The following is a 19349-nucleotide window of genomic DNA, read 5'->3' as shown; positions in this document are numbered from 1 at the left end:
TTTTCTTATTTATTTTTATAGTGTACCGAAGAGCCAGCAAAAGCTCTGTCGGTAGGCAGATTAATATGAATATTCTCTTTTCCGATCCCCAAATTTACTTCTTTTTCTTTTCTTGAAGGGTCGGAAACGAAAACTTCAGGGCTTTGTGCATCCAAATTTTCGATTAATAACGTACAAGCACGATCAGCCTTAATCGCCTGCCCCATCACTTCAATCTCTGCCGGTCTGAAGAAAACCAACATTAGCTTTTTAGAAGATTTTTGATACACTGCATGTACATCTTTCTGATTCCATACGGTAAAATCAGCAACAATTTTCTTCGCTTTGTTCACATTGCGGATGCCGGGTACAATAAAATACTGGTAACTGCCATTACTCACTTTTTTACCATGGTTAATCCATAATTTGAATACAGCTGATTGTTTTTCTTCTGTACTTCCCAGTTCCGTCAGTTCTTTCCAGGTTCCTTTTTGTATCTGAGAAGAAATAGTCAGATTAGTTTTCTCCGGAAATATATAAGCTGTATTCCGGTGTAAAAGGATCTGCTGATCATTGCTATTGACCAACTGCCCTTCTCTTACTTCGTACTTACCAACAGAATTCCGATAAGTAACTTTATCTTTAAAGAAATTCTGTTCTACCGTTGTTAGCACCTCATCATCTTTATCCGTGGAAATCTGGCTACTTACACAAACAACTTCTCTTCCAAACATAAACCACGATTTTTGAGCTTTTACTTCAAACTGATCTTGCAAAAATGCAGACACTCCGGTTTTACCATCACTTACCCCGCCTGCAAATACAGATTTTCCCGGAGTTAAATATTTAGTATCCGGTAAAGGGGAATTTTCCAGCGTAGTCGTTCCCGGGATTTTTTTCCAGTCCCATACAGGATAGATATTATAGTATTCTGTGCCATCCTGCAATAATGCATAAGAACCAATAGAACGGTTTCCGCCTTTTTTGTTTTCACCATTTAGGTCTGTTTCCGCTTGTTGTGTATATTTAGATGACATTCTTACAGAAAACTGATAAACAGGATTCTGGTAAAAGGTAAAATCTGTATTCCAATAATGCTTTTGGAGTTCTCCGATATGAAAATTTGGTTTTTTCTTTTGATTAATCCTCTCAATTGCATCCTGATAAACACCTGTATTCATCTTATCCATTAAGATTAGCTTTTCAAAATAAGGAGCCAGCCATTTCATATCTGTAAAATCTTCACGGGCAATCTGTCGCCCGAATGATGTCCAGTTGGTATAACGTCCTCTGATTTGCGGAATCAATGTTCTCGCAATAAAGTTGCTGAAAGTTCTCAGTTGTTCCCCCTTCATCGCAAATTTGGTATCAGCCACCATAGCACCGATGTAAGTTTCCACTTTCAGGTATTCTGTTCCGTAACCAAAAATATGCAGCATAATTTCGTGCTGGGCATACGAGTTATCAAACTGTACTCCTTCTTTTACCGTTGCTTTATTAATTGAGAATATATTTTCTAATCCTTTCCGAATTTCTTCTTCATTCTTATTCAACAAGCCACTATAAAAAATATGGGTATCAAAATCGGCAAGGTTAACACCTGTAACACCGTTCGTACGTTTATAATCCATCTGTTTTACCAAACTACTGAAAAGTTCACCGGGCAACTGTTTTCCATTATTTCGTTCCAGCATAATCAATATTACACCAATAGTTCTCGGAGCCTCTATCTCGTTCCACCACCAGTTAATATTCTTTATTTTGGCTCTATTCCAGAATAACAATCCATTTTGAATAGCTTCGAAAGTTTTCTCATCATTTCTCAATGAACTCCAGGGAGCCGTATACGCAATGGTCATCTCCTTTACTCTTTTCAGGTGCTGAAATGCTGTCCAAATAGCACGTGTAGGATTTTTATAGTCTACATCCTGCCATTGTTGATCCGCCTGTAGTGTCTGCTCCCACTTCTGTGCATCTCGGATTATCTCGGTTCGGTTAATATCATTAGACCAGTTCCATTCCGCAATTCTTTGTTTTATTACCTCTATCTCGTCAGCTTTATAAAATCCCACAAAAACAAAGCAGCATAGTATTAGTAAGAGTTTTTTCATGTTGAGTTATAATTATGGATTAGTTTTTTTATAGTGAACGGACGAACCTGCATAATCTAATGTAATTGGGAGCTGAATATTAATTTTTTCAGTTCCTAATTCTATATTCACCTCTTTTACTTTCCGGGAAGGATCTGCTACATATAGCTCCGGATTACCGGATCCCGGATTTTCAATTAGTATAATACATGCCTGATCTGCTTTTATCTTTATTCCTTCAATCTCTGTTTCCGAAGGTCTGAAGAAAACCAACATTAGCTTATTAGCAGATTTACTATACACAGCCTGTACATTTGTCTGATTAAGTATCACAAAATTATTCGCCAGTTTTCTTGCTTTTGCAGGTTTGTGTATCCCAGGCATAATAAGATATTGATAAGCTGCTTTATCGGCTTTTTCACCATGATTTATCCACACTTTAAATACTGCATTTTTCTGTTCTTCATTACTTCCTACATCGTTAATGTCTTTCCAACGGCCATTCTGAACCTGTGTACTGACATTTAGATTTGTCTTTTGTGGAAAAAGATAAGCTATATTATTATGAATAAGTACCTGCTCTCCAGTATTATTCATAAGCTGTCCGGCTGCAACTTTTTTAGTTTCTTCATTATTCTGATAAACCAGTTGATCTTTGAAAAAACTTTGCTCCACAGTCGTGAAGACTTTCCCTTCTCTTTCAGCAGAAATATTATTGCCCAAGCAAATAACTGCACCTTCAAACATAAACCATGATTTTTCAGCGCTCACACCAAACTGATTTTGCATAAATGCAGATGCACCTATCTTACCGTTACTTACCCCGCCTGCAAAACCAGAAACTCCGGGTGTAAGGCAATAGGTATCCGGAATCGGTAATTGATCCAAAGTGGTTGTTCCCGGAATCTTTTTCCAGTCCCACACAGGGTATATGTTGAAATATTCTGTCCCGTCCTGTAATATTGAATAAGAGCCTATAGAACGGTAACCTCCAAGTTTGTTTTCTCCATTTAGATTGGTCTCTGCCTGTTCTGTAAATTTAGAAGACATCCTAACTGAGAACTGATAGTTTTTATCCTGATAAAACGAAAAATCAGTATTCCAGTAATGTTTCTGAAGTTCTGCAATATGATAATTCGGTTTCTTCTTGCCTTTAAGACGTAATATAACATCTTTATAAATCTGAGTATTGGCTTTATCCATCAGAATAAGGCTTTCCAGATAAGGAACCAGCCACTCCAGATCAGTAAAGCTTTCCCGTGAAATTTGTCTGCCAAAGGATGTTGAATTGGTATAGCGACCACGAATCTGTGGAATTAAAGTTTTAGTGATAAAATCAGTGAATACTCGTAAGTGTTCGCCTTTCATGGCAAATTTTGTATCGGCAACCATAGCACCGATATAGGTTTCTACTTTCAGATATTCGGTTCCATAGCCAAAGATATGCAGCATGATATCGTGCTGTGCATAAGAATTATCGAACTGGATTCCTTCCTTTACTGTTGGCTTACTAATAGAGAATATATTATTCAGTCCGCTTTGGATTTGAGATTCATCATTATTGATTAATCCACTGTAGAAAATGTGCGTATCATAATCCGCCATATTTACTCCTGTATCGCCTTTATAGCGTTTATATTCCATTTGCTTTACCAGATTTGCAAACAGCTCACCGGAAAGCTTATTTTGATTATCCTTCTCACTAAGCATAATAAGGATGACACCCAATACCCTAGGTGCCTCAATTTCATTCCACCACCAGTTCTTGTTTTTAGGCTTATTTCTGTTCCAGTAGACAAGAGCATTTTCAATGGCTTTGAAAACTTCCGGATTATTCTTCAGACTGCTCCACGGTGCAGTATAAGCAACCGTCATGTCATGGATGCGCTTCAAGTGGTCTATGCCTTTCCACACACTTGGAGATGGATCTACATAATCTACATCTTTCCACTGCTGATTATCTTGTAGTGTTTGCTGCCATTTTTGTGCATTTCGTACTGTTGCAGCTTTATCCACTCCTTTCTCCCAGTGCCATTCGGCAATCCTGTGCTTAATAAGATCTATTTCATTGGCCTTACTTATGCTGATACATACAACACAGGCTATGAAAAAAAATAATTTTCTCATATTGAGGTTTTCGGTTAATTAGTTTGAAGCAAGTTAGTGAAATTTCTTTTATCATTGATTATCTTTGCATTGTGCAAGTAACAAAAGACAATTTATCGGAATTAGAATTTCCGCAACTCTTAGAACAAATCACTCCTTTTGCATTTTCTCCGAAAATAGCAGAACAGATTACCCATATACTGCCTATGCCTTTGGATGAGGCCAGAATAAGTCTTACTAAGGTATCGGAATATGCATCGTCATATGAGAATGACAATGCAATCCCCTTCAATGAATATGAGGATATAGAAGCTGAACTAAAGGTAATGGCTATAGAAAATTATCGCCTGGATGCTGCATCTTTCATGAAGATAAAGAATATCTCGATGATGGTAGGAAAACTGGTGGTTTACTTCAAAAAGTTCAATGAATATTATCCTGTACTTTTTAGTGAGTCTCAGGAAATTGAACTGACTAAAGAAATTATTGAGAAGATTAATAATGTATTTAACCGCTATGGTGAGGTGAAGTCTGATGCCTCTCCGGATTTGGAAATTATCCGTAAAGAGATCAGCCATGCAAGAAAAGCCATTCAGGAAAATTTCAACCGGGCATTAACAATGTACGGACAATCGGATCTATTGGATGACATTCGTGAAACTATTATAGACGATCAAAGAGTATTAGCTGTAAAGTCAGGATTTAAGAAAAGAATACCGGGCAGAACACTTGGAGTATCCAAAACGGGTTCTATTACTTATATACAGCCGGAAAGTGTTGTGAAACATCAGTTCCGTCTCCGTGAGAATGAAGAAGAAGAGAAAAAAGAAATAGACAGAATTCTGCGCCAGCTTACTGCAGAGATCGCTATGTTCCAACCTTTGCTGGAAGAATACCAGGCTTATATTTTTGATACTGATCTTACACAGGCAAAAGCCAGATTCGCACATAAAGTGAATGGTATACTTCCTGAAATTAATGAGGAGAAGAGACTAAAACTTATCAATGCTTTCCACCCATTATTATGGATGAGAAATCAGGAAGAGCAAAAGCCTATCTACTCACAGACACTGGAACTTTCCGAGAGAAACAGAATTATCTGTATCTCCGGACCAAATGCAGGAGGAAAGTCCATTACATTAAAAACTGTAGGATTATTACAATTAATGATTCAGAGTGGAATCCTGGTACCTGTACATCCAAAATCGGAGATGTTCTTCTTCGATAAAATACGTACGGATATTGGAGATAATCAATCTATTGAAAATCATCTATCCACCTATTCTTCGCGTTTGAAGAAAATGGCAGGTATTATCCGTGAGGCAGATGATAATACATTATTGTTAATTGATGAATTCGGAACAGGATCCGATCCTGAACTTGGTGGTGCTTTAGCAGAGGCTTTTCTGGAATTCTTCTATGACAAGAATAGCTTTGCCATTATTACGACTCACTACACCAACATCAAGCTGGTTGTGGAACAACTTCCAAATGCTATTAATGCAGCTATGCTCTTTGATGAAGAGACTCTGGAACCTATGTACAAACTGGAAATTGGCCAGGCCGGAAGTTCATTTACATTCGAGGTTGCTGAGAAAAATAAAATACCAAGATTTATTATTAAAAATGCTCAGAAAAAGGTAGAACATGATATTGTAAATCTTGATAAGACAATTGTAAAACTGCAGCAAGAGAAATATGAGGTTGAAAAACTGAAATCTGATCTTACCGAGAGAAAGGAATCTGTAGAAGACAAACGCGATAATCTGCAAAAACTAAACGAGCAGCTTCAGCAAAAACTCTTCAACTTTCAGAAACTATATGAGGAGGAGCACCGCAAATTACAGTTTGGAAATCGTGTAGAATCTTTTATCGATGGCTATGTAAATGGGAAGTCCCGAAAAGACATTGTAAAAGATTTTGTAAAAATTCTGGAACAGGAAAAATACCGTCGCAAGGAAACTGATAAGACGACCAATGACAGACTAAAAGTAGTAAAGCGGAAAATTACCCAACAGCTGAAAAAGGATGATGTGAAGGAAAAAATCGCTGAAACCAATGAAAAGCTGGAAGAGAAAAAACAAAAAGAACGTGCGCTGTGGCTAAAAGAAGGTCAGCGTGTACGGATCTCCGGAAGTACAAGTGTAGGTACTATCGAAAAAATCTCTAAAAATAAAGTGATTGTAAATTACGGAACATTTAAGACTACTATAAATGCAGACGAGTTAGAAAGAATCTAATTCGGATTTCCGAAATCACATACAACTTATATCAATCCCTTAGCAGCTTTGTCAAGGGATTTTTTATTATTTGAGCTAAATCCCTATTTTTACCAAAATACCAATTATGAAACCATTAAAAGTCATTTCAGATCTATTACCTATTCCCAGTTACAGTGTAATTATTATATGCTTCTTCTTTCCTTTTTTTCTTGTAAAGTGTGGAAGCACAACACTAGTATCTGTTAAAGGAACCGATTTGGTAACAGGTATTTCCAAAGAAAAAATGAACAGACAAATGAAAGAAACATTGAAAAAAGATTCTCCTTTTGGTTCTTTCGGAAATGATAACTCTTCTGATGAAAACGGATACTCCCCAATGGACAAATCAGATAATTCCAAAGGCAATATTCCGCCAAATCCATTTATTATTATTCCATTGCTATCCGCGGTTTTAGGAATCATTCTACATGCTATTCAAAATATAAAGAAAAAATATATTTACCATATTGTGCTTTCTGCAATAGCATTAATATGTTTATCCGTCTTTTATTGGACTTTCCAATCTCAAATGAATGGATTGGGAGATTATAAAGTTGGCTTTGGAGGCGATTTATCTATTACATTAGGTTTTGGAGGTGCATTTTATATATGCTCCCTCGTTTTTGCTATATTGTTATTATTCCATTGCATGTTTGCTTATTTCCTGCGTAATAATCCGGAGGCTATATATGGCCCCAAAAAGCCGGATACAACACTATAAGCGGACATATTTGAGCAGTATTTTTCATTTGAGAAAAAATATTTAACTTGCTATTGTACAATTATGTACTAGACTTTTATAATATTTTTTTTAACCAAAATCACTGAAAAATGAAAACATTAAAAGTAAACGCTTTAAAGCTTAAAAACCAAAAAGCATTGTCTAGAGAACAGATGAAAAGTATTAACGGTAGTGCTGGTAACTGGTGCACCTATGAATGTTGCCCAGAAATACCTAAGCCTCTTTGCCCGGGATACAAATGCCCTGCGGTAATCTGCCCACAGTAGAAGTAATAACAGTAATATTAAAAACAGAAAGCCCTTTTACGGGCTTTTTTGTTTGTTAGCTTTTCTTTGTTCAGTAACTTTTCAAAAAATATAAAAATTCTGCCTATTTTTCAGCCCTGAAATAATTTTATGAAACGCCATTCAACACTACTTACAAAATATTTCCTGTTACTTTTCGTATTAATGACATGTATCCGTATTTACGGAAATATGGCAAAACCCTATTCCGACGGAACAACGAGTTCACCGATATTCGGAAGTAAAGATTGTAAGGTATTGAGTGAAAAAATGGATCTAACTATATTACCTTCAGATAAGTATGATGACTATTATGAATTTTACAGAATAAGATATAAGGTATCTTACCAGATATATTCCGAAAAAGAAGCTAAACTTCCTTTACTTTTTATTGCACAAAACATGGCTTCTGAAAGCATGATATCGGTTAATGGAAAAAAGATAAATACTCCGAAAATCACCAGCCAAAACATTTCTCAGTTTTCATTTATCCACAAAGATCAGAATAGAGAAGATTTATACGATATTAGATTTGAGCAGAATTCTCCAAAATATGTTAATCTGAATGAACTTATCTATTTTGAGGCTGATCTTCAAAAAGGAGAAAATAATATTGTTGTAGAATATGAAGGTGTCCCGGAATATAATATATATGGGCTATTAAGAGAGTTTAAGATAGCCTATGCATTATACCCTTCAAATTACTGGAAATCCTTTGGACCAATAGAAATTAATTTACACTTTCCTTCCGGTCTGGAAATAAATAACACCAATATTAGCAAGCTTCAAAAAGAACAAAACGGAAATTACAAAATACAGATTAATGATATAACACAGGAACAACTGGAAATTACATTTTCAAAAAAGGTATCTGTGTTTGGCAAGATTTTACTTTTTCTACAGCCTATTGGTATTATGACAATTGGATTCCTGATTATGATCTATTTCCATATCAGATGGATACTCAACCGCAGACGAAAACACTCTAAAAAATTTAATTATACTGTACTTTTAGGTTCTTTAATTATTGCGATACTTACATCCCTTGTTTTCATTTTCTCTTACGATTTTATCCAATGGGTAGTCGATGAACAAGGAATGAAGCAAGGTTATGTTCTACTTGCTGTATTTGTTATTTTCCCGTGTATTCTGATTTTCTATACCCTCTTTGCATGGATTATTGATTTCTGGTATAAAATCAAAGTCAATCAACATACTAATTAAAAAACTTGTCAGGATTACATATCATTAATCCTGACAGGGTTTGCTTTTACTGATGACTAAAATAGTTTTCAAACAATGATAATTGGTTAGATAAAGCACAACTCCAGTATTCGGTGTTATGTTCTCCTAAGGATTCTATATAAAGATGTTCAATTTTTTTACTGAGTAATTCCTGATGAAAACTCTGATTTTTACTGATAAAGAAATCATTTATTCCACAGTCCAGAATGTAATATTGTCCTGTGTTCAGCATTTTATCGGTGTTGTCCGACAAAATATATTCTGAGCCCAAAGAAGATAAAGGACCTAAAACTTTATCCACCTGATAATTGTTGTAGCCTTCATTGAAAGTCCGGAAATCCAAAGCCCCGCAAGAGCTGCCTACAATCCCAAATGTTTCCGAAAATGAAGTCCCAATATACAGGGATCCAAAGCCGCCCATACTCCATCCTAAAATTCCTCTGGATATTTTTTCAGCTTTTGTAGGATAGTGTCTATCAATATATTGTACCAATTCCGAACCTATAAAAGTTTTGTATTGTGATTTCTGATCCACCGGACTATCCACATACCAGCTGTTGTAATTGCCATCGGGTAAAATATAAATGGTATTATAGGCTTTTGCCTTAGCCTGTAAATCTGGAATATCCTGCTTCAAAGTTCTTTCCGGACTCCCACTATAACCATGCAGAATATACACCGTTTTGTATTGCTGATGAGGTCTAATATCCGGAGTTACAATAATGGTGCTGATCTCTTTTTTCATCTTTGTGCTGAATATCTTTTCACGAATAACTTTTTGTGCAAAAAGTGAATGTGAGAATACCAGTAAAAGGGTGAGATTAAATAATGCCTTCATAATTTTTATTATTAATTGATGAGACAAAATTGAGGCGTAAAAAAAACAAAAGCATCTACATATGTAAATGCTTTTAATCTTTTATTTCTTTTCTTATGCGACTGAGCTGGGTTGGTGTTACCCCCAAATAAGATGCAATATGATGCTGCTTCAGCCTGTTGTACAAATCTGGTTCTTTCAGTAGTTTAAGATAACGCTGTTTTGCCGTTTCATTCTTTAGAGAAATCTCTAGCGGTTCTTTGTTTACCACCCAGTTTTGCTCCAGGTAACGGATATGAAGCATGGCCAGGTCATGATGTTTAGTAAGCAAATTCCGATACTCTTTTGCCGGGTATTTTATGACTGTACAATCTTCAAGTGCTATAATACTAAAATCTCCGGGCTCATTTTTAATAATAGAAACCGTGGCAGCAGGAAAGCTTTTTTCTGCAAAAAATAATTTATAAACCTGCTCTCCGTCTTCATCTATCGTATAATAACCCACCAGACCGGATTTTAAATAATAATAGTATCTGGCTGTTTCACCGGATTTTTGCAGCAACTCGTTCTTTTTAAAATAGTCCTCTTTACATATCCCCAGAAGTGCATCAGTTGTTTCTGCTGACAAAGGATAGTAAGAGTTAATCTGTTTTATAAAGTCCTGCATAACCTGCGAAATTGAAAATTAATTTTTCAACATCCCCTCATCAATACTTTTCTGTAGCAGGATATCGAAAGCTTCTCCCATTTCATCTGAAGCACGCTTAATTGCATTTTCCAACATATTGCGCACCTGATTTTCTGTAATTCCTGCTTCTGTCCAGCTTTTCCCGCTGGTATTAGAATTAAGAATAAAAGGCATAATTCTGTCTATAGCACAAGCAAATATGGCATCAGGAGTTTCTTCACCTTCAAATTCTATCCACAGATCATAAAACTCAGATCGCAAAGGTTCATTTAAAATTCCAAAAATCTGTTTTGCTGCAATTTTCTCACGTTCAAACTTACCTTTCATCATTTCTTCATCAAAAAGAAATGTGTCTCCGGCGTTTATCTCTACCAAATCGTGAATAGAAAGCATACGGATGACTCTTAGTAAATCAACCTGCTCTTTGTTTTTAGCATATGGATAAAGGATTTGTGCCAGTATTACGATTTGCCAGCTGTGTTCTGCTGTATTTTCTCTGCGGGAATCATCTGCATTGTAGTTTCTGCGCTGCACATTTTTTAGTGCATCTACAGCCAGTATAAACTGGATTTCTTTCTCTAATTTCATCTATCAAAGGTACTAAATAAGTTTAGTACCTTTAGATGACTACCTGTTAAATTACAGGAATATTTGTAGTATTAACCCGCTGCAAATACAGAAGCAAAGATTCGGGTAACTTTATTATTCTTCAGTTTGAAAATAAGGATTCTTTCGCCTTTATCTTTCTGATAAACTGTAAAAGTATTGCCTGTAGCATCTGTTGATTCTTTAGCATAGGCCTTCTTTAGTTCAGCTAATGTACTCCCTATTCCAATCGGATTTTTACCTTTACTCTTCGGATCAGTTGTAGCAACAGAATACACTAAAGTTTTCTCAGGACTGTAGAAGTCCTTCACAAAGATAATATTGTACTTTGTTCCATTAATAGTTACCGGAGTAAAGTTCTCTGGTTCATCTGTAAAGTTTTCTACTACTTTTGGTTTAATATCCTGTTTGAACTTAGCATTCAGCTCTGTTAAAGGCATATTCACCTTTATTCCGTTAATTTCGTTTGTTGTGATTTGTGCAAAAGCAGCCCCTCCTATTAGCAAAGAAGCCAAATAAAACATTTTTTTCATAATTCTTTTTCTCAAATTTAATATTATTTTAAACTTAAACGTATTATCACTACAATTTAATATAGTAAAGTCAATCAAATTTCACATTTATTTTTAAACAAGCTTCATTATTTAGCATCAATTCTCATTAAAAATTGCTTTATCTAAAATAACTCCAAAAATACAATTGAAATTTTTATCACTGATTTACAAATACTTACATCCAGTATTAAAATTATTTTACTACTTTGTATTGCATAATACCATTTAATTTATATATCTTTGTAATGTAAAATCGGAGTAGGCTTAAAATCAGCTGAGAGTTTATTCTGAATATTAATTTAAAATCAAACCATTACACAGATGAATACAGAGAATACCAAAGCGCAAATGCGAAAAGGCATCTTAGAGTTCTGTATTTTAAGTCTTATCAATAAAAAAGAAATGTATGTATCAGATCTTATTGATGAGCTAAAAAAAGGAAAACTAGATGTTGTGGAAGGCACACTTTATCCGTTGCTAACCCGTCTGAAAAACGGAGAATTTCTCTCCTACCGTTGGGAAGAGTCTACAAGCGGCCCCCCACGAAAATATTATGAAATAACTGAGAAAGGAAAATTATTCCTGAACGAATTACAAAACACATGGACGGAATTAACAGATTCCGTTAACCAAATAACAAAAAGCCAAGACAATGAATAAAACACTATCAATAGGACTTGCAGGTTTCTCCTTCACAATCGAGGAACATGCCTATATAAAGCTTAATGATTACCTTGCTGCCCTTCGTCGTTCTATGGAACCAGAAGAAGCTAATGAGGTAATGCAGGATATAGAAATGCGTATTGTAGAGATCTTCAAAACCAGACTTGGTAAACGTGAAGTGGTTAACGATGAAGATGTAGAGGCAATAATTGCCCTTATCGGTACGCCAGAACAGATTGACGAGCAAGAGCAGGAGTATACTTCCAAAGAAAAGAGCGGAAGTTCCAGAGCCAGCGGAAGTGGCTTCAGCAGAGACAAACAACTATTCCGTGATCCTGAAACAAAAATGATCGGAGGTGTATCCGGAGGATTAGCCGGCTATCTTGGAGTAGACATTGTATGGATTCGTTTGGCTTTTGTACTATTACTTTTTGCAAAAGGTTTCGGAGCTCTTATCTATATTATCTTATGGATAGTTGTTCCTAAAGCAAAAACTGCAGGTGATTTCTTAAAAATGAGAGGTAAACCTCTTAATTTTGACAACCTGAAAGAACAAAGCAACAAAGTCGTACAGTTTGCAACAGATTCTTCTGAAAAAGTAAATCAGTTTTATCAAAGCAATAAAGGACAGGCAAACGATGTAGGAAATGCTTTTCTAAAGGCTCTTTCTATAATCTTTGGACTATTCACTTCAGCAATTGCAGTATCATTTTTCTTAGGAAGTATTGCAGTATTATTTGGAGGATTGTCTTTTGGAGAAGGGGCTATAGATATTCCTGAAAACATCAACTTTTACTTTAATGATGGTGTAACAGGTAGTGCAATTATCTTCTTCGGATTCCTAAGCATGTTTATTCCTGCTATTATCTTTACACTGATTTCACTGAAATTATTCAGTCCGAATCTGAAGATAAAATATATGGGATACCTTATCGGAACACTTGTACTATGCTGGATTGTACTTATCGGATTCATTGGTTACTCCGCATCTAAAACTAATTTCAGATTCAACGGACACAATGAAGAAACAGAAAACATCTCGATCAATACTAAGTCTGACAGTATAATACTGGATAACAAAAAGGTTATTATTCCGGAGAACTTCAAATCATACATCAGCGATATCTATTCTGATAAGAAAACAATCTTCGAAAAAACTTATCCATATATACATGTTGAAAGAAAAGATGTTGCTGCACCATATCTAATTGTAGAAAAATCTGCAAACGGTTATAACAAACCATTACAAATGAAGCTTCCGGTAGAAGTTATCGATAACAAAATTTTGTTACCAAATTACTTCTCTTATAACTACGACAACAGATTCCGTCACTACAGGATAGAATACAAGCTTGTAGTACCGAAAAAAATGAAAGTAGTAACTGCACCAGGTGCTGACGTTAGCCTGAACGAAAAGGATAACGACGATGATGACACCTTCAATGGTAACATCTCTATCAGTACCACTGGTAATGAAGATGCTCCGGACAGTATTATAGTAAACGGCAAAAAAGTAGCTGTTGACGATATCAAAATCGGAAAATCTGACGACGATAACAAAATTAAAATAGACAAAGATTCTATTAAAGAAGTGAACGTAAGCATCAGCAACGGCAAAAAAGAGGTTAAAATAAAAACCAGATAATCTAAATTATTGTAAAAAAATTAACACCACTTTTTGGGTAATTTTCAAAAAAAATTCTAAATTTGTGGTGTTAGTTTTAAAGAAATTTAACACCAAAATCCAAAGTCATGATCCAGTTTGTTTTCGAAATAGTCCTTAAAATTATGGACTTTGTTTCAACCTTATTTTAAAAGTATAAGCATAATCTTTATATTTGTAAAACGATTGCAGCTATTGCAATCGTTTTAATTATTTATTCAAACCGGAATGAAAAAACTTATTGGTAGTACTCTTCTTAAATTACTTGGATGGAAAGTTCAGTTAGATGGTGATCTTAAAAATCTGGACCGTTGTATTCTGGTAGAGGCTCCACACACCTCCAACTGGGATTATCTGTTGGGAATTATGGTATACTGGAAATATGGCAAACGCCTGAAAGTAATCATTAAAGACTCTCATACCAAAGCTTTCTACGGAGGTATTATTAAATCTATCGGAGCTATTGGTATAGACCGCTCTCAGAAGAATGATCTTATTAATGTTATTGCGAGAGAATTTGAGAAAGAAGACTTCAGTCTTGTAATTACTCCGGAAGGCTCCCGTTCTTATGCTAAAAAGTGGAAACTTGGTTTTTACCACATGGCATTGCAGGCTAAGGTGCCAATTGTATTGGCATCAGGAGACTACAAATACAAAACAATTAAAATAGGCCATATGATATCTTATGAAGATCTTACTACAAGAACTTTTGAGAGTGTTATGGATGAAATTGAAAACTACTTCAAGGATATAAATGCTAAATATCCTGAAAACTACAACCCTAAGATCTACTAAGATGACCAAGGAAGAGCAGCTACAAGCATTAAACGATTGGAACAGAAATACATTATTACAGACACTGGAGATAAAATTTACAGATGTTGGTGATGATTATCTGGTAGCAACAATGCCTGTAACACCTGTTGTACATCAGCCATTAGGTATGCTGCATGGCGGAGCCAGTGCTGCATTAGCTGAAAGTTTAGGTTCATGCCTGTCCAATATTGTACTGGACAGATCTGTAAATGCAGCTGTAGGAACTAACCTTAACTGTAATCACCTTAAATCTAAAAAAGAAGGAATGGTTACCGGAACTGCAAGACTTATCCGCAAAGGAAGAACTCAGCACTTTACCGAAATAGAAATAAGAGACGAGAAAGGAGACCTTATCTGCCATTCTACGATGACCAATGTGGTAATTAATGTCAGGTGATGGTACAATAATAAAATAACAAACTCACATGCTTATTCCGGATTTGTTCTGCAATAAGTATGTTGTTTATTTTATTCTATTTTACTGATTATACCTTTGCATTCCTTATTAACATAAAATAAAAAAGTGATACTTTTTAAATTTCCTTTTAAAGAGGTTTTTTATACTCTTAACAGCGATACGCCTCTTAAAAATACAATCAAATTTCATTCTTTTGACAATCTGAAGGAGATCACATTCGATGGCTCTTTTCAGTCAATTACTGAACAAGAAATTCTAAATCTGAATATTACCAGCCAAAGCATTCAGCAGGAATACCATGACACATCTGAAACCAAGGATGAATATCTAGCCCGAATAGAAAATGTAATCGGGATTATTAAAGAAAATCAACTACCCAAAGTTGTAATATCCCGACAAAAATGGGTTGATACTCCGGAGCATGAAACAATAGATCTGGGTAAAACCTTTCTGAAATTATGTAAAGATTACCCAAATGCTTTTATACACCTTTTTGTAGATAAAAATGAAGTGTGGATAGGTGCTACACCTGAAGTGTTGGGTCAATACAATAAAAATACGGAAGACTTTCAGACAATGAGCCTCGCAGGAACTCTTCCTGTATCCGAGGAATGGTCTGAAAAAGAAATAGAGGAACAGAAACCTGTAAGCACTTATATACAATCTGTACTCAGCCGATATTCTCAACAAGTAGAAATCAGCCCTGTATATGATCACATATCAGGCAATATAAAACACCTGCGCAACGATTTTAAAGCAGTAGTCAGCAGACAAGATATTTCTACTCTTATAAAAGAGTTACACCCTACTCCTGCGGTATGTGGTGTTCCTAAAGATTTGTGTTCTCAGATTATCAAAAATACTGAAAAATATAACAGAGCATTTTATGCCGGTTATATACAGACAGAACAAGATAATGAAACGACTTGCTATGTAAATCTTCGGTGCGCACAACTTTTCCGCAACGGTATTTTACTTTATGCCGGTGGTGGAATTACAGCTCTGAGTGAGCCTGAAAAGGAATGGAAAGAAACCGAGATGAAAGCTGACGCTGTATTGCAGCGACTAACCTTTCTTGGTGCTTAGGCGGCTCCAGAAGTCCATGATAAAAACAACAATTATCCCTACAACTGCAGCAGCGATTGAAAACCAGAACTTATCGTTTTCTTCATTAAAAGCACCCAGATTCCACTGAACTGCATAAAAATTGATACCGATAAAAACAATAAACAATACTAAAAATACCTTATAAAACGTCTTCATAAAATAAAAATTTAAAAGTTGATATAGCTCTTGATCAACTGTGCAAAGTTAGCTGTAAATAATTTAATAGAGATAGCTAAAAGAATAATTCCGAATATTTTTTGCAAAACCTGCAAAGATGCATCCCCAAGCTTCTGCTCCATCCAGTTTGCAGACCTCAGTACCACATAGATCAGGATAATATTCAGGATGATTCCCAGGATAATATTAATATCGTGAAAGCCCGATCTAAGTGAAAGAATTGTCGTTAGAGAACCCGCACCTGCAATTAAAGGAAAAGCAATCGGAACAATAGAAGCCGAATTCACTTTTCCGGGTTTATTGATCTCTATTCCAAGAATCATTTCCACAGCGATAATAAAAATCACAAAAGCTCCGGCTATTGCAAATGAATTCACATCCACTCCGATCAGTTTAAGTATTTTATCACCTATAAATAAAAAGGAGATCATAATACATCCGGCTACGATGGATGCTTTTTCCGCTTCAATCTTTCCAAACTTTTGTTTCAGACCCACAATAACAGGAATTGAGCCAATAATATCTATTACGGCAAACAAAACCATGAAGGAGGTCATTATCTCTTTAATTGAAATATCTTCGAGCATACAGAAAATTAATGGTACAAAATTATAAAAATAAAATTGTTTATTTTTCAATTTTCGAATATGCGGAGTAGATCTGCTGTAGTAAATCGTTCATAGAATCATCTTCCTTAAACGGAGAGAATTTCATCAGTTCAACGCGACTTTGTACATCTTTGAATGCTTCCATATCAGTTCTCCCAAAGGTATCTTCAATATAATCCAATACCGTCATGTTGTGATGGATATCAATATCGTGTTCCAGATCAGCATTCATTTCTGCATAAGCGCTAAAGAAACCAGAGTAATCTTTCTGCTTAATCAGTGTATCCAGATATTGAAGATGCGCCGGAATATCTACAGACATTTCTTCACGAATTTGTTTTTCGGAGTCCTCAACATTAGTTACAGGCTTAAAGTGTGGAGAATAGTTTTTCCCGGTTGGTGAAGCTGTTTTGTTGGAGCTGTATATTTTATAGAAAAAATAAAGGAAGAATGCTACAAATGCTAATGCTACAAATAATAACCATACAGGAATATTTTCTGAGCTTTTCGGCATGAAACTATGATCAGCATCTACTTGAGCAATAACTGGTAATTTTACTTTTTGGTTGAGCACACTTGCAGTATTTTCCATAACTTTTTCTACAGTCGATCTGTCGGATGCCATTTGTTCGGGTGTCTGAACAAATAATGGTATTGTAGACAAAGCTACTTGTTTATATTTCTTTTCTTCCGGATCAAAGTAAGAGAAGCCTTCTAAAGCAATCGGAATATTCCCCTGTTTTTTAGGCACTATAATATAGTTGGCCGTAAGTTCTCCTTTAAATCCATTGCTGCCCGAAGGTTTTACATTGTAATTTACTTTTGGTTTATATACGCTGTAATATTCAGAATTAGCAAATTTCGGCAAATGTACATCTTTCAGATTTCCTACACCAGTCAGCTTTACTTCAACACTAACAGGTTTGTTTATTTCAAGATCTCCGGGTGTTTTCACAGCAACCTTTGCATCGTATTTACCAACAGCATTCTGGAAATCTGCAGGTGCATTTTCCGGTAGTGGTTTTACATTAAGGCTTACACTGTTTGCCTTAATCTTTGTTATACTACCACCCTGTACTACTTTAGCGTTGGCAGGAGGAATTATAGCTCTTCCCGCTTCTTCCGGAAATAAAAGATAAACAGCCATTCTCATGGAAAATTCTTCTTCATGATCGTTTACCTCACCATTGCTGTCCCCTACTCTGTAGTAACGGACTCCTTGTGCAGGTGGAAGCTGAACATCTTCAACATTATCCAGACTGTTCATATTTCTGCTATACGCAGTTACCACAGCCATAGTGGCTTGGTTTACATAGACATCATTATCACTAACGTTTGTCTTGATATATACTTCGTTATTATTGCGGATAGGAGGTCTGTTTTCTACGTATTTTTCGTTCTTAACAAAAATATCTTTTGCGTCACTTTTATACATTACATTATCCACTCTGGCCAGGGCACTACCAATTTTCATTGCACCCGGCACTTTAGGCTTTACAACAACCAAAGCAGAAAACCTCGTTAGAGATACCCCTTTGTCATCCAGAAAATACTCCGTATTGGTAGCAGGAAGTGATACATCGTACTTTTTAGGATCAAAATATGGCAACTTCATCCGGACATCAAGAGAAGATTTGGAGGTTGCAATAAATACAATAGGAATTTCCTGACCAATTTTATAGCTAGGTTTCTCGTCCATAACCACGTCAACCTCAACCTGCGCATGAATCTGCAGGCCAGTTAACAGAAATAATATGTATAGAAACACCCGGTTCATTACCAGTCTTTTTCGTTGCTCAGAGGGCTACTATTTGCTTTTTGATTAAGTATTCTTTTCGATGTATTTTTTTCTTTATCTCCCATCTGACGAAGAATTTCTTTTTCTACGTCTTTTGGCAGTTTGTTTTTTCCTTCATTTTTATTCTGATCCTGCCCATCGCCCTGACCTTTATTTTGTTGGTCATTGCCACCTTGTTTATCTTTTTTATCGCCCTGGTTATTGTCTTGCTGACCTTGATTACCTTGTTGGTTTTTATTATTCTGATCATTTCCACCGCCACCATTCTTCTGCTTTTTCTCTTTATCCTTCAGCATCGCAATTTCATAGTTTTTGCGGAGTGAAGAATCTGCAGGGGACAATTTCAGAGCTTCCTTATAATATTTAGCAGCCTCTTCATGATTGTTCTGCTGCATCATAGCATTTCCCTGATTATACAGAGAAGCCATTTTATCATTTGTATTTTTACTTAACTCCGCAGCCTTCTTATATTCAGCATGAGCCTCTTTGTACATCTTTTGTTTGTACAATGAATTTCCCAGATTATAGTGGGCCGTAAAGTCTTGTGGATTCTTTTTTATGGCGTCTAAATATTTAGCCGAAGCATCATCGTACTTCTTATTCTCAAAATTCCTATTTCCTTTATAAACTAAAGCATTATAGTCCTGAGCATAAAAAATCCCTGTTGCAAATACGAATAATATGAATAAAGTGCTTTTTTTCAACATTTTAATACGCTACAAAATTA

19 protein-coding genes are annotated in these 19349 nt (G+C 35.6%); 9 read left to right on the top strand and 10 right to left on the bottom strand.

Annotation, left to right across the window (positions count from 1 at the left end):
* Positions 1–5: 5 nt before the first annotated feature.
* Together C8J95_RS16650 and C8J95_RS16645 are read right to left on the bottom strand one after the other, a co-directional pair.
* Positions 6–2090, bottom strand: a complete 2085-nt coding sequence (locus C8J95_RS16650; protein ID WP_107809847.1) for a polysaccharide lyase family 8 super-sandwich domain-containing protein — start codon at positions 2088–2090, stop codon at positions 6–8.
* Between the two features lie 12 nt (positions 2091–2102).
* Entirely contained in the window at positions 2103–4196 is a 2094-nt protein-coding gene (locus C8J95_RS16645; protein WP_107809846.1) for a polysaccharide lyase family 8 super-sandwich domain-containing protein, read from the bottom strand.
* A 71-nt stretch (positions 4197–4267) separates the two neighbouring features.
* Between C8J95_RS16645 and C8J95_RS16640 the strand changes: the two genes are divergently transcribed.
* The 4 genes from C8J95_RS16640 (at position 4268) to C8J95_RS16630 (ending at position 8686) form a co-directional block, all read left to right on the top strand.
* A complete protein-coding gene (locus tag C8J95_RS16640; RefSeq protein WP_107809845.1) occupies positions 4268–6415 on the top strand; it encodes a DNA mismatch repair protein MutS in 2148 nt (715 codons plus the stop codon).
* Between the two features lie 106 nt (positions 6416–6521).
* Entirely contained in the window at positions 6522–7157 is a 636-nt protein-coding gene (locus C8J95_RS16635) for a hypothetical protein (RefSeq protein ID WP_107809844.1), read from the top strand.
* Between the two features lie 110 nt (positions 7158–7267).
* Positions 7268–7444, top strand: coding sequence for a hypothetical protein (locus tag C8J95_RS18815; RefSeq protein ID WP_164474825.1), 177 nt, complete (start codon positions 7268–7270; stop codon positions 7442–7444).
* A 129-nt stretch (positions 7445–7573) separates the two neighbouring features.
* On the top strand, positions 7574–8686 hold the full coding sequence (locus C8J95_RS16630) for a hypothetical protein (RefSeq protein WP_107809843.1): 1113 nt from the start codon (positions 7574–7576) through the stop codon (positions 8684–8686).
* Positions 8687–8732: 46 nt separating this feature from the next.
* Here the strand turns inward: C8J95_RS16630 and C8J95_RS16625 are convergent, their stop codons facing one another.
* The 4 genes from C8J95_RS16625 to C8J95_RS16610 all read right to left on the bottom strand — a co-directional run bounded on the left by C8J95_RS16625 (position 8733) and on the right by C8J95_RS16610 (position 11351).
* Positions 8733–9545 carry an alpha/beta hydrolase family protein gene (locus C8J95_RS16625; RefSeq protein WP_107809842.1) on the bottom strand — a complete coding sequence of 271 codons (813 nt, stop codon included), beginning with the start codon at positions 9543–9545 and terminating at the stop codon, positions 8733–8735.
* Between the two features lie 73 nt (positions 9546–9618).
* Entirely contained in the window at positions 9619–10191 is a 573-nt protein-coding gene (locus C8J95_RS16620; RefSeq protein ID WP_107809841.1) for a Crp/Fnr family transcriptional regulator, read from the bottom strand.
* 18 nt (positions 10192–10209) lie between these two features.
* Positions 10210–10800, bottom strand: coding sequence for an HD family hydrolase (locus tag C8J95_RS16615; RefSeq protein ID WP_107809840.1), 591 nt, complete (start codon positions 10798–10800; stop codon positions 10210–10212).
* A gap of 71 nt (positions 10801–10871) precedes the next feature.
* Positions 10872–11351: a hypothetical protein gene (locus C8J95_RS16610; protein ID WP_107809839.1), complete on the bottom strand. Its 480-nt coding sequence runs from the start codon at positions 11349–11351 to the stop codon at positions 10872–10874.
* Between the two features lie 342 nt (positions 11352–11693).
* Here C8J95_RS16610 and C8J95_RS16605 point away from each other — a divergent pair, with 342 nt between their 5' ends.
* From C8J95_RS16605 to C8J95_RS16585, 5 genes are all read left to right on the top strand, one after another.
* Positions 11694–12032 carry a PadR family transcriptional regulator gene (locus C8J95_RS16605; protein ID WP_021348241.1) on the top strand — a complete coding sequence of 113 codons (339 nt, stop codon included), beginning with the start codon at positions 11694–11696 and terminating at the stop codon, positions 12030–12032.
* Positions 12025–13680 (top strand): PspC domain-containing protein, encoded by a 1656-nt coding sequence (locus C8J95_RS16600; protein WP_107809838.1) that lies wholly within the window; start codon positions 12025–12027, stop codon positions 13678–13680. The genes C8J95_RS16605 and C8J95_RS16600 overlap by 8 nt, the downstream gene beginning before the upstream one ends.
* A 246-nt stretch (positions 13681–13926) precedes the next feature.
* The gene (locus C8J95_RS16595; protein ID WP_034866225.1) at positions 13927–14493 is read left to right on the top strand and encodes a 1-acyl-sn-glycerol-3-phosphate acyltransferase; all 567 of its coding nucleotides are present in this window, start codon (positions 13927–13929) and stop codon (positions 14491–14493) included.
* A gap of 1 nt (position 14494) precedes the next feature.
* Positions 14495–14911 carry a PaaI family thioesterase gene (locus C8J95_RS16590; protein WP_107809837.1) on the top strand — a complete coding sequence of 139 codons (417 nt, stop codon included), beginning with the start codon at positions 14495–14497 and terminating at the stop codon, positions 14909–14911.
* A 126-nt stretch (positions 14912–15037) separates the two neighbouring features.
* Positions 15038–16018 carry a chorismate-binding protein gene (locus C8J95_RS16585; protein ID WP_107809836.1) on the top strand — a complete coding sequence of 327 codons (981 nt, stop codon included), beginning with the start codon at positions 15038–15040 and terminating at the stop codon, positions 16016–16018.
* Here C8J95_RS16585 and C8J95_RS16580 read toward each other — a convergent pair.
* The 4 genes from C8J95_RS16580 to C8J95_RS16565 are packed head-to-tail and all read right to left on the bottom strand — an operon-like array spanning position 15998 to position 19329.
* Positions 15998–16195, bottom strand: coding sequence for a hypothetical protein (locus tag C8J95_RS16580; protein WP_059155231.1), 198 nt, complete (start codon positions 16193–16195; stop codon positions 15998–16000). The two genes, C8J95_RS16585 and C8J95_RS16580, sit on opposite strands and share 21 nt — an antisense overlap.
* 11 nt (positions 16196–16206) lie before the next feature.
* Entirely contained in the window at positions 16207–16803 is a 597-nt protein-coding gene (locus C8J95_RS16575; RefSeq protein ID WP_034866300.1) for a MarC family protein, read from the bottom strand.
* Positions 16804–16843: 40 nt separating this feature from the next.
* On the bottom strand, positions 16844–18601 hold the full coding sequence (locus C8J95_RS16570; RefSeq protein ID WP_107809835.1) for a BatD family protein: 1758 nt from the start codon (positions 18599–18601) through the stop codon (positions 16844–16846).
* A complete protein-coding gene (locus C8J95_RS16565; RefSeq protein WP_107809834.1) occupies positions 18601–19329 on the bottom strand; it encodes a tetratricopeptide repeat protein in 729 nt (242 codons plus the stop codon). Before C8J95_RS16565 ends, C8J95_RS16570 begins: the two co-directional genes overlap by 1 nt.
* Between the last annotated feature and the right edge of the window lie 20 nt (positions 19330–19349).

The sequence above is a fragment of the Elizabethkingia sp. YR214 genome (assembly GCF_003058195.1).
Taxonomy (GTDB): Bacteria; Bacteroidota; Bacteroidia; order Flavobacteriales; family Weeksellaceae; genus Elizabethkingia.
This window is presented reverse-complemented; position numbering and strand designations above follow the sequence as displayed.